Origin of the sequence: Microcystis sp. M53602_WE12, from assembly GCF_030065455.1 — a bacterium.
GTDB classification, from domain to species: domain Bacteria; phylum Cyanobacteriota; class Cyanobacteriia; order Cyanobacteriales; family Microcystaceae; genus Microcystis; species Microcystis aeruginosa.
In genome coordinates this window covers 1-12,605 of the sequence record NZ_JASJFB010000873.1, presented here as the reverse complement: position 1 = coordinate 12,605, position 12,605 = coordinate 1, and the positions used below count along the sequence as shown (strand labels likewise).

At 40.3% G+C, this 12,605-nt stretch carries 9 protein-coding genes and 1 pseudogene; 6 read left to right on the top strand and 4 right to left on the bottom strand.

The features are described from left to right. From PX482_RS26645 to PX482_RS26620, 6 genes are all read left to right on the top strand, one after another. On the top strand, positions 1-1,153 hold a 1,153-nt coding region (locus PX482_RS26645; protein WP_288123235.1), incomplete at its 5' end, for a tetratricopeptide repeat protein. A gap of 1 nt (position 1,154) precedes the next feature. Further along, positions 1,155-2,408, top strand: coding sequence for an ATP-binding protein (locus tag PX482_RS26640; protein ID WP_288027445.1), 1,254 nt, complete (start codon positions 1,155-1,157; stop codon positions 2,406-2,408). A gap of 949 nt (positions 2,409-3,357) precedes the next feature. Beyond that, positions 3,358-3,666, top strand: a complete 309-nt coding sequence (locus PX482_RS26635; protein ID WP_002757875.1) for a DUF6679 family protein — start codon at positions 3,358-3,360, stop codon at positions 3,664-3,666. Positions 3,667-3,917: 251 nt separating this feature from the next. After that, positions 3,918-4,379, top strand: coding sequence for a cupredoxin domain-containing protein (locus PX482_RS26630; RefSeq protein WP_288027443.1), 462 nt, complete (start codon positions 3,918-3,920; stop codon positions 4,377-4,379). Then, the gene (gene cax, locus PX482_RS26625) at positions 4,376-5,461 is read left to right on the top strand and encodes a calcium/proton exchanger (protein ID WP_012265049.1); all 1,086 of its coding nucleotides are present in this window, start codon (positions 4,376-4,378) and stop codon (positions 5,459-5,461) included. The genes PX482_RS26630 and cax overlap by 4 nt, the downstream gene beginning before the upstream one ends. Before the next feature lie 445 nt (positions 5,462-5,906). Further along, positions 5,907-7,526, top strand: a complete 1,620-nt coding sequence (locus PX482_RS26620) for a S8 family serine peptidase (RefSeq protein WP_288027440.1) — start codon at positions 5,907-5,909, stop codon at positions 7,524-7,526. A 116-nt stretch (positions 7,527-7,642) separates the two neighbouring features. Here the strand turns inward: PX482_RS26620 and PX482_RS26615 are convergent, their stop codons facing one another. From PX482_RS26615 to guaA, 4 genes and pseudogenes are all read right to left on the bottom strand, one after another. Then, positions 7,643-8,905: a DNA cytosine methyltransferase gene (locus tag PX482_RS26615; protein ID WP_288094624.1), complete on the bottom strand. Its 1,263-nt coding sequence runs from the start codon at positions 8,903-8,905 to the stop codon at positions 7,643-7,645. Positions 8,906-8,990: 85 nt separating this feature from the next. Next, positions 8,991-9,629, bottom strand: a pseudogene (locus PX482_RS26610) (HEPN domain-containing protein). A 14-nt stretch (positions 9,630-9,643) separates the two neighbouring features. Next, positions 9,644-10,885 (bottom strand): DUF262 domain-containing protein, encoded by a 1,242-nt coding sequence (locus tag PX482_RS26605; RefSeq protein ID WP_288027436.1) that lies wholly within the window; start codon positions 10,883-10,885, stop codon positions 9,644-9,646. Between the two features lie 88 nt (positions 10,886-10,973). Beyond that, a complete protein-coding gene (guaA, locus tag PX482_RS26600; RefSeq protein WP_043998919.1) occupies positions 10,974-12,599 on the bottom strand; it encodes a glutamine-hydrolyzing GMP synthase in 1,626 nt (541 codons plus the stop codon). Between the last annotated feature and the right edge of the window lie 6 nt (positions 12,600-12,605).

The window sequence follows — 12,605 nt, the reverse complement described above, 5'->3', positions numbered from 1 at the left end:
TGTTGCTTATAACCTGTCTTTAGAAGTCTATACCCGTGATGCTTTTCCTTATGAATGGGCAAGGACACAAAATAATCTGGGTGCTGCTTATAGTCAACGCATCAGAGGGGAAAGGGCAGAAAATTTAGAGTTAGCTATTGTTGCTTATAACCTGTCTTTAGAAGTCTATACCCGTGATGCTTTTCCTTATGAATGGGCAAGGACACAAAATAATCTGGGGAATGCTTATAGACATCGCATCAGAGGGGAAAGGGCAGATAATCTAGAGTTAGCTATTGTTGCTTACAACCAGTCTTTAGAAGTGTTGACCCGTGATGCTTTTCCTCAAGATTGGGCAGTAACACAAAATAATCTGGGTGGTGCTTACAAAAACAGAATCCAAGGAGATATAGTAGAGAATATAGAAACCGCAATTTTCTGTTATCAAGAAGCGTTAAAAATTCGTACTTTTGATGTCTTTCCTCTTGACTGGGCAACTACTCAAAATAATTTAGGCAATGCTTATAGTGAACGAATTAGAGGCAATAAAGCCGAGAATATCGAAAATGCAATTGTCTGTTATCAAGAAGCCTTACAAATTTATACCCGTCAAGCCTTTCCAAGAGATTGGGCAGAGACACAATATAATTTAGCCAATACTCTCAGAGAACGATTTAAACTTCTTGGTAAAGTGGCAGACATTCAACAAGCAATTAACTCTTATAAACAAGCTGGAGAAATTATTGAAAAAACCGAAGACAAAACCTTATATTTTAACTATTCCTATCAATTAGGAAAAGCTTTATTTGAGGGCGGATATTATACAGAAGCTATTGAACACTTAGAAAATTGTCAGCAACTTTATCAAAAACAAAAGGATATTAGTAGTTTGGCTCCAATTTTATTGGAACTTGCCCGTCTCTATCATCGCACTGGTAGGCTCGAACAGGCAAGACTTTATTTTAAAGATTCTTTACGTCTATTCCGTCGTTTGGGTGATCAAGATAATGTGGCTTCTGTGACAACTGCACTGGGCAATCTAGAAATACAAATTGGCAAGATTTCCCAAGCTTGTAGTCATTTAAAAGAAGCACAAACATATTATCAAGAAAACAATGATAAGGAACGACTAGAGGAAATTAATCATCTACTAAAAATTCTACAATCTGCTTAAAATGACAAGACTCAGCCGTTATCAATCAACTCTCAAAAAATGGGGACTTATAGAAAATCCTTTTCGACCAACTCCCCCCGATGATCCCGAAAAATTAGCAAAGATTTTTTATGGACGCGATCAAGTTTTAGATGTCGTTATTCCGACCCTCTATGAAGGACGTAATATCCTAGTTAGGGGAGCTTGGGGTATTGGTAAAACTGCTTTGATTTTTAATTTAATTCATCAGTTACAACAGGAAGTAGCGGAACTAAATGAAAAAATGTTAGTGCTTTATTTGAGTAGCATTCCTGGGGAAAGTTCCACGGAATTTTATCGTGCTTTATTATTAGCTGTAGCCGATAGTTTAGCGGATAGTGATCAAGAATCAAGAGACATTGCTAATACGCTTTTAGGGTATTCTATTCAACGTAATAAAACCACTACTGAAGGACAAGTTAAATTAGGCTTTTTATCCTTTGGCAAAAAGGAAGAATCCCCTGCTAATCAACTGACTCCCACCGCCAATGCTGACCCGTATCCTCTACTCATTCGGTTATTAAATAGAGCCGAAGAAATTTATTCTCGTATTGTTATTGCTATTGATGATTTTGACAAAAAAGATCCCATTGTTGTCCAGACAATTTTAGAAAGTAGTTTAGATCTCTTTCGGATGGGAAAACATCGGGGATTTATCATGACAGGAAGAGGCTTTACCGAGCTTCAAGAAGCAACCTTAAAAGCCCTTGGTATCTTTTCTGAAGATATTCCCCTTGAACCCATGAGTCAGGATGATTTACGTCACATTGCTATTAATTATCTTAATAGTGCCAGAAACGAACAGCGAAATGATACCTATCCTTTCACAGAGGAAGTCATCAATTTAATTACGGGTTACGCTCAAGGAATTCCTCGAGAACTGAATACTATCTGTGAAAAAGTATTACGGCAAGCTGCTTCAGAAGGATATGAAATTATTGATGAAACTGCTTTTTATTCAATTTGGCAAATCCTTCAAGAACACTTTACTTATTCCTTACGTCCTGAGTTTCGTCATTTATTATACGTTGCTCATCAAGCCGGTGGCATTAGTGAGAATATTTCTGATCAAACTTTGGCTAAACTTGATGCTATAACCTTTGTTGCTCTCTTGCCCCAACTTAAATCGATGGAAGAACAAGGATTATTAATTCGTCAAGAAGATCAAAGCGGTTTTCGTTTTGTTCCTTCCCAATTATTTCAACCTAAGTTACCCCCTGAGTCTCAGTCTGAGTAAATAATAAATAGCTCCTTCGATGTACAAGGTGAGCGCATCTCAAACGCTATTAACAATTGAGATGGCAAATTCTCCTCAAATATGCCTGAATCGTGGGTAAGCAACTCACATAAAGTTCATTTTGTCAAGGATCCTTAAGATGCGCTTACCCTGAAGTAGCTATAAGCTCACAGCCATTTTTTATTTAGGGTTGGCTGAATAAATGTGAAATATAGACGAGGTAAGGGGTTTGGGGGACTGTTTGGCCAAGCAGCTGCAAGATTTTCCAGCTAGTGGCTCAAAAACCTGGCATCTTGAGCGGCGATCGCGTCCTGTCGGGGCGAAGCATTTGGCATAACCTATCGCTGAAACCGTAGATTTTCTATCCGAATGCTTCGCCCCTACTTTTTCAGCAAACCCTATCTATCGGCCAACGGAATCAAGTGGCGAGCGATGGCCCATGACTTGCCAAGATGACAGAGCGTCTATAGCTATTTTTCGGGGTTGGAAAGGGGACGGTACTGATAGCATTTTTCAAAAGTAATGGCAGATATGGTTAATTGCCCTCACCCCCCAACTCCCCCTACCCTACCGATGTGGGGGGTTGGAGGGGCGCGAGAGGGGTGTAGAATGCCTGCCATGAATAAAGAAAAATGGCATAACCTCATCCCTAAACCTTATTGCCGATTCCATCCAGGAATACTGTTAGGAAGTGAAAATTTATGTCACAATGACTCTATAAGGGCGATTTTTTAGTGATCGCCGAGGCCGTCTATTAATCGAATCGATGTCTTTGAAGAACGTAGCCCCAAACCGGAAACCTGACTTTCCTTTCCCATTCTTGCCACTGCTAGCGGAATTTTTCTCCCTTTTGTGTTATCCGCGGGAATTTTTGAGCTATTGCTGAGATTGGCATTTTGTCACTTCCCGTTAGTTGAATTCAACAAAAGAAGCTGTTTAGGAGCAATTTATGTTACACCGCAAGATTTATCAATTCTGTATGGATGGTCAGGAAGTCTGCATTTTCTTGCGCGATCAGCAAAGATGGATTGATAATGCTCGTATTGTCGATCTAGAAAGCGATCTCGTCACCATTCGCTACGAAACAGAAGAAGAAGACGAAATTAGTTCTTGGGAAGAAATGGTGCGTTTAGAAAGTATCGGTGCGGTGAGCAGAAAACTGGCATCGGTGTCGCGGACGAATCCTGATATTAATGTCTCGGAAGATTGTCCGGAAGCAGAACAACTTTATCCCCATTCTCCCGATAGCTTAGATTAATTTTGTCGATTTAACTGACAGTGGCTAGAAGTCCCGCGGTTTTAACCATGGCCAAGGGACTTTTAGGGAATGGAAGGGAAGAGAGCCAGTAATAATCACCACTTGTTGTAAAATTATCCTAAGTAGTTGTGCAAAATTAATTTCTTGGTTAGGATAGGCAAAAGGCAAGAAGTAGTTAGATATGTGTAATTGATTGTGTCTAGCTACTTAAAAGCCGCCAGATTTTCTCTATTATAAGCTGGAGGAGCAAAATGAATTCTAATCCCTACTTCGCTGGCAAGGATATCTATCAAAAATTTGTGGCAGTAGTAATAGTTTTAATTAGTTGTTGGTTAGTGACTTTTCCGGCCTGCGCCGGATCCGCCCCTCTAGAAGTTAAAATTAGTCTAGGCTCCGGGCAAGGAGAATTAAAATTCTTTCCTAGTCAATTAGACTTTATTGCCGGACAAAAATACAAATTAATTCTCGATAATCCCAGTCCCACTAAACATTATTTTACCGCAAAAGACTTCGCTGATGCTAGTTGGACGCAGAAAGTTGAAGCGGGAAAAGTGGAGATTAAAGGGGCGATTCACGAACTAGAATTAAAACCTAATGCACAAGCAGAATGGGTAATAGTTCCTCTCAAAACCGGTAAGTATAAATTAATCTGTACTATTCCGGGTCATGCTGAAGCGGGAATGGTGGGGGAAATCGCCATTAATAACCCATGAATTTAAGAAAAATTGTCTCCTTTGCTTTCCTATTATTTATTCCCCTATCGGTGGTCGCTAGTCGTCTTAATTGGGGAGATCAAGCTATTTTTATCACTGCCGCTTTATCGATCATTCCCCTGTCAATTTGGTTAAGTACGGCCGTGGAAAGAGTTGCCGTAGTCACCGGGCCAACTTTGGGAGGATTAGTTAATGCTATCTTCGGCAATACTACCACTTTAGTTATTGCCTTAATTGCCCTAAAAAAAGGCTTGGTGGACATCGTACAAGCCAGTATTACCGGTAGTATTCTCAGCGACTTATTATTATTTATGGGCATGGGAATGCTCACGGGAGGAATTCGCTACAAAGAGCAGGAATTTAAACCGATTTTAGCGCGGGTAAATGGTTCTTCCATGACTTTAGCAGTAATAGCGATCGCTTTACCAACTTTGGTAATATATACTTCTAACGTGGTGGAAGTTGCCGATATTCTCAGTCTTTCCCTAGTCACCGCCACGGTTTTATTAATAGTTTACGGGTTAACTTTATTATTTTCCCTCAAAACCCATAGCTATCTCTACGAAGTGGGATTAAGTAATGAAAATACCCCCGACAATCAGGTTAGTGAGGAAGAAAAAGCTCAAGTCTGGATTTGGTTACTTGTGCTGCTTACTTCCACCGTAGCTGTAGCTTATGAGTCGGATTTATTTGTTGATGTAGTGGAATCGGTGATGGAAGGATTTAATCTCACTCCTCTCTTTATCGGGGTGATTTTCATTCCTTTAATTAGCGATGTTTCTGGAATAGTTACCGTCACTCAATTAGCCCTAAAAAATCAGATGGATTTAACGGTTTCCGTGGCGATGGGGGATAGTTTATTGGTGGCTTTATTCGTGGCACCTTTATTAGTTTTTATCGGTCAATTTTGGCAGCAACCGATGGATTTAAATTTTAATCCCTTTAATGTGGTGGCTTTGATTGTAGCGGTGATTGTTACTAATTTAATCAGCTTTACCGGTCGTTCCAATTGGTTAGATGGAACCCTATTACTAGCCACCTATTTAATCTTGGCAGTGGCTTTTTATTACCATCCCGCCTAGCCAAAAAAGAGATTTAGGTATTTTCTGAGATTGGGTGCATCTCATTTTTGTAAATCTACTAAGTTGGGATTTTTAAGGGGAAACTCTCTGCTAAAGTCGGGCATTACTTTCGATTTTTTCCCTCAATCCAAGCTTTTGGGGGGTTCTACCCCCCAAACCCCTAGGGTTGATTCATCGTAGGGTTGATTCATCGTAGGGTTGATTCATCGTAGGGTTGATTCATCGTAGGGTTGATTCATCGTAGGGTTGATTCATGAATCAACCCTACCCAAACCCCCCGTTGGGGGCGTGGCGCCGCCCCCAAACCCCGGAGCGCATTAGCTTTTCGGTGGGATGCTTACAGCCAGCTGCTGATATATCTGTAATAATTTAAGAGTTACTAATAATTGCTGATTGTCGGTATTTCTGCAAATGTGAGATTCACTCCTGAGATTTCTGTCTTAGAATGGATTGGTATCACCTTACTGCCGCAGGATTGCTGATGATGAAAAGAGGGTTTTGGTTTGTCGTCGGGTTAGTAGTAACGATAATTCTGCTTCCTTCCCTAGTTCTTTCTAATTCCATCGGTGAACAGGGAATTTATGCCGATCGCTTGCGGGCGGAACCCTATAATTTATTAGGGCGAAAAATTGCCATCGGTCAAGTGGAAATCGGCCGACCGGCGCAGTTCGGTTATGATAAAGTGGCAGCTTGGCAGCCTCCCTATAAATTAGCCGGTGTTTTTTTTCGCGATCAAATTGCCAAACCCAACACCTATCTAGATAATCACGCCGCTATGGTGGCAACGGTAATGGTCAGTGATGATAAAAAAATCCCCGGAGTGGCCCCAAAAGCGAGATTATATTCGGGGGCGGTGGGTTCTTTGCGACGCGGCGGACAACCGGAAGAATGTCTGGCTAGTCAAAATATTGCCCGACAAAATAGCGGTGATGTGCGGGCGATTAACTTTAGTTTTGGGGAATCTTTGCAAAGAGATCAAAGACAGGAACCAAAATTAGATGGTCAAGCTTTATTAACTCAATGTGTTGATTGGTCATCGCGAGTTGATGATGTTCTTTATGTAATTGCTGGTAATCAAGGTAAGGGAGGAATTCCCATTCCCACCGATCATTTTAACGGCATTACTACCGCTTATACAGCGACAAGAGAAGGAAAATTCACTAAAGTTGATTTTGCTAATATTAGTGCTTTGCCAGTGGGTATTGGTCGCAGTTTAATTAAACGGGAAATTAATGATGGTTTGCGGCGGTCAATTAATTTAGTTGCCCCCGGCAATAAAATAGAGCTTTATGACCTCAAAGGTAAATTAAATACTGTTAGTGGCACCAGTTTCGCCGCTCCTCATATTACAGCATCCGTGGCACTTTTACAAGAATACGGCGATCAACAAATTAATCAAAAAAATCCCCATTGGAGCGTCGATTCTCGTCATCATCAAGTGATGAAGGCAGTAATGCTTAATGCTGCCGATAAAATTAAAGATACGGGGGATGGGTTACGGTTAGGTATGAGACGGACGGTCTTAACTAAGGATCAAAAAACTTGGTTAGAGTCCGATGCTTATAAAGATCCGAAAATTCCTTTAGATATGCAGATGGGGACGGGACATCTTAACACTTTTCGCACCTACACACAGTTTAGTAATGGTCAATGGTCTGCCGCAGAATCTATTCCTCCTATTGGTTGGGATTACGCTACAGTTACCGCTAATGGTTATCAAGATTATGCCCTAGAGAAGCCCTTAAAAGCTAATAGTTTTGTTTCGATAACTTTGGCTTGGGATCGTTTGGTAGAACTAATCGATACTAACCGCAATAATCTCTATGATATCGATGAAAGTTTCCGGGATCGCGGACTGAATAATTTAGATGTTTATCTTTTACCTGCCCAGGAGGATAATAATGCTAAATACACCTGTGCTTCCCTGAGTGATAGTGATAGTTTAGAGCATATTTTTTGTCCTGTACCCATCTCTGGAAACTATAAAATTCGGGTTCAATATCGTCAACAAGTTAACGAGAAAGAACAAGCTTTTGCTCTCGCTTGGTGGACGGTTCCCGAATAATAAAAATGATAGTAAATCCTGTTTAAAAAGTATAGGAGAGTGGGAAGATGGGAGCGAGTTTTTAAAGTTCGATTGGCAGCTAACGGACTTGGTATAATTTAAATACCGAACAGTCTCTAAGATACACCTCGTTTTCTTTTCGGGATAACATCGTCGGGGATGCCCCAATAGTTTGATGCCTGAGACATATTATACAGCAATAATTCCGCTGGCATTTTTTCTAAAATAACTCGGTTGAAATTGGCTGGATTAATATTCATTGCTCCCATCACAGAAGAGCCAAGTTCTTTCGATAATAGCGGAATAACCGCGTTACCAATCTCACGAAAACCATGCCATATTGTGCGGTGAAACTGAAACCAATCGGGGAATGTATGTAATCTGGCGGCTTCTCGTACAGTAATACAACGAGGAATAGAATAGTGAATGGGTCTAGGAGCAGTATAGGCCCCTTTGTCACTATTAGTTCCGGCCCGGAGAGTATTACATAAACCAGTGGGAGAAAGCTTTAAAAAGCGACTTTTTGGTTCCACTGTACCCGGTTCGGTTACGATAAATCTATCAATTGATCTTTGGGTATGAACTGAGCCTATATGTCCATAGATTTTTGTATCTACTGTTCTTTGATGACAAAGTTTAAAAATATCCCCTGGCTGCACTGAATATTTTTTCCTCTTACCACTATAATCTAATTTTGATGCAGGTATGCCTAAATCAGTATCGATAAAGGCCGGTATTAATTCTAAATCTGAAATCGCATCATAGACGCTGGTAAAAGCTGATTTTTTGGCTGAGTTCAAATCGACGGTCTTGGCTAAGGGATATTTAGCCATCGTCACGTCTTTTCGACTACCAATTAAGATTAATCTTCTGCGCTTTTGTGGTGCGCCATATTCACTGGCATCAAGGATTTTAATTGGCTGATTAATTGTATAGCCAATAGCTTCAAATTCAGAGATTAACTCCTCTAAAAATTGTTTATGTTTACCCGTAGCCATGCCGGGGACATTTTCAAAAATAAAATACTTGGGTTTAATTTCCCCTACAATCCGCAGATATTCAAATACTAGAGAATTTCTAGGATCATCTATTTGTCGTTTACCAATCAGTGAAAAACCTTGGCAGGGGGGTCCACCGGCAATTAAGCTAACATCGGTGGCATAGCCTTTTAGTTTTAATAATTCCCATATTTCTCTACTTGTTACTTTGGCTATATCCCGGCAAATAGTTTGACAATAGGGAAAGTTAAAATGATGAACCAAGGAATGGACTGCATCAAACTCCACCGCTACAGCAATATCAAATCCCGCCGCTTCTAGACCAAGGGACATCCCACCGCAGCCGGCAAATAAATCGATCGCAATTGGTCTATGTTTCACTTTGATGATTAGCTCTCTATTGTCTGCCTTTCATTATACTATATTTCTGATATAGTTAACACTTTAAGTTTTATTAAGAGTGCAATTACTTGAGCAAGTTAGTAATCAATTGATCGACTTTCTCTAATTCTTGAATAATTTGTTTAACTCTTTCTAATTCGTCGGCAGGGTTAGGCGTTTTTTTCGTTTTTATTGCCGAAGAATGAGCGATTTCACCGCGTTATTCTCCAAAAGTATCCATATTTAGTAACCAAACTTGATCTAATTCATCACTATCGATGCCGATTGGTAAGAGTAATTTTAATAGGTTAGTTTCCTTAATCCCATGATTTTGATCGATAACTGATTTAAAACATCTAATCGCTATGTCAATTTTTTTAGTTATTTTTAGTTTATCTTCAGGCAGATTTTTCTTACCTTTAAGAGGAGTAAGGGTGTCGGGAGGAGCTGCCATTTCTTGACCAGAAAAAGCGATTACACATAACAAAACTCGACCAGCTTTACCTTGATTATCCCAGATATTTTTTGCTGTCTGTACTGTATCCCAAACTCGATCTTCAAGATAAGATTCAATCTCAGCATGAGCAAAAACTCGATAGGCAAAAGTTAAAGCTAATTGTCTTTCAGAATATTCATTTATCTCGCTAAATTTACGAGGTAGGAATTGTTTTTTTAGTCGATTCAATTCTTTGGTTAGTTGTCTAAATCTTAGAGATTTCGGCATAGTAAAAAAACTAACTATCTTAACCCCTTAAAAATAATACGATTGTCTTCCATCTGAGGAATATTGAAGTTAATATCTAATACTTTTGATAAAGCTTGACCCCATAAATGAAAACGATTGTAAGTTGCTCTAATACTTTTAGTAGTTTTTTCTACCGAGTTCCTAAATTCATTGTCAGGGTTAGATAATAATTCTTTAAAAGCATTTTCTATCTGTTCTTTGTTTTTCTCGGCAGCTGCTCTAATTAGATCATCGCAAAAGTAAAAAACCATCACATCTAAAATTGCTCGATTGAACTGACTTCGATAAGTTGCCGATTCAGGCAGCCAGAGACGGGAAAAGTTTTTCTCTCCAAAAATATTAATTGTTGTTTGGACAGCTTTTTCAAATTGATCAACAACATTGATAATTTCATCTGAGCGTTTTTCCCATTCTTGATTGAAATTTTGACAGGTTTTATCTAGAAGCATCTGAACATCACCTCGATAATCGGATAAATAATAATGAAAAGCTACATAACGCAATAGTATATCAGTGTCGCGCATCCGGAAATCGGGATAGGAAGATTTAAATATTTTCTTTAATGCTTGACTTTCGATCGCTCGATCATCTAAAAAATTAATAAAACCTCCTGGGTGTAATGCTTGTCTTAATTCTTGAGAAGACAAAGGGGTATTTTCCAGATTGAGACGCAGAAAAATTTTATGGAGGAAACTCTCCGTTTTCCAATTACGGATAACAATCGTGCGGATAGTTTGATTATCCAGTTGGTCTAAGAAATCATTTAAATTGAAGTCATTTTTTAGATCTTGATATTGGCAGCCATTGAGATTATCTAAAAATTCTAAATCTTTTAAAGTAAAACTATTATTAGGTGTGTCACTGTCACCATAAAACTGTAAAATTGTTAGTAGGCGTTGTTTGCCATCAAGAACGATAAATTTCCCTTTTTCCTTATTATTAGTAGCTAAGACAATCTGTGGGACTGGAAACCCTAGAATTACGGATTCAATAAATCGACTTTTACGAGTAATACTCCAAGCATCTCGTCTTTGAAAGCGCGGATTGAGTTGAATATTTTCTCGAATTAATTGATCGCGGATCGTTGCGGTAGTCCAATCACTTCCAGCAACAACAGTCTCGGAGATTTCTTTGAGTTGTAGCTTTTTTTGGTTTGCTGATTCTCCTTCAATATCTTCTTCTTCTTCCGCAAAATCCACCGCTTCTATTTCTTCCCACATCTCTAACTGTGCCATGGTAGTAATTAATCTCCTCAATTGTCTATTCTGCAAAAATCCCGCCCCAATATTTGGACGGGACTAACAATCAATCAATAATTCAATACTACTCCCATTCTATAGTTCCGGGAGGCTTAGAAGTAATATCATAAACCACGCGGTTAACTCCCTTAACTTCATTGACAATACGATTAGAAATTGTCTCCAATAAATCATAGGGAACCCGGGACCAATCGGCAGTCATTCCGTCTTCACTGCTGACTAAACGTAGGACAATGGGATAAGCGTAGGTGCGTTGATCTCCCATCACTCCCACACTGCGGACAGGCAATAAAACCGCGAAAGCTTGCCAGAAATCGTGATACATTCCCTGCTTATTAATCTCGTCGCGCACTACCCAATCTGCATCGCGCAAAATATTTAATTTATCTGCGGTGACTTCCCCTAAAATGCGAATCGCTAAACCGGGGCCGGGGAAAGGTTGACGACGAACAATTTCTTCCGGAAGACCGATCGATCGACCTAATTTTCTCACCTCATCCTTAAATAATTTTCGCAGGGGTTCGACTAATTTAAACCGGAGATTTTTCGGCAGTCCACCAACGTTATGATGACTTTTAATTTTAACCGCGACTCTTTCCCCGGTTTTGGGATCCACATTACTATCGGCCGATTCAATCACATCGGGATATAAAGTTCCTTGGGCCAGATAATCAAAGGGTCCCAAACGATTCGATTCTTCTTCAAACACCTGAATAAATTCATGGCCGATACGACGGCGCTTTTCCTCGGGATCCGTGACACCGGCCACTTGCGCTAAAAATCGCTTTCTAGCGTTGACATACTCGACTCTAATATGGAATTGCTCGTTAAATATCTGCATTAATCGTTCTGGTTCACCCTTACGCATGAATCCCTGATCGATAAACATACAGGTTAGTTGATCACCGATCGCTCGATGCAAGAGGAATGCTAAGGTAGAGGAGTCCACACCGCCGGATAAAGCCAATAAAACTCGCTTATCGCCCACTTTTGCCCTAATTTCTCGGATCGATTCCTCGACAAAAGCTTCCGTGGTCCAAGTGGGTTCGCATTTGCAGATATGATAGACGAAATTGCGAATTAAGGCGATTCCTCCCACAGAATGGACAACTTCCGGGTGAAACTGCACTCCAAAGAGTTTTTTCTTGTGATCGGCAATGGCCGCACAATCGGTATTATCGGTATGAGCGAGAATTTCAAAACCCGCGGGCAATTCCACGCAGGAATCCCCGTGACTCATCCAAGCGGTGGAACCGTCCTCGACATTGGTTAATAAATCGGTAGGATCGTTGATAAATAGGGATGCTTTGCCGTATTCGGCCCGTTTTGCCCGTTCTACCCTGCCCCCTAACTGCTGTACCATCAATTGCATCCCGTAGCAAACTCCGAGGACGGGTACACCTAAATTCCAAATTTCGGGATCACAGTGGGGCGCTCCAGGATCATAGACGGAATTGGGGCCGCCCGAAAGAATTATTCCTTTCGGGTTGATTTGTGCCAATTGTTCGGCACTGGTACGATAGGAGAGAACTTCGGAGTAAACGTTCGTTTCCCTGATTCTGCGGGCGATTAATTCAGAATACTGGGAGCCAAAGTCAAGAATGATGATTATTTGACGATTAAGGCTATTAGTGAAGGACTCTGAGGGCAAAGTCTCTTGGGGGGTGGGAAGGGGGGTTTGAGTTGTCACTGCGAT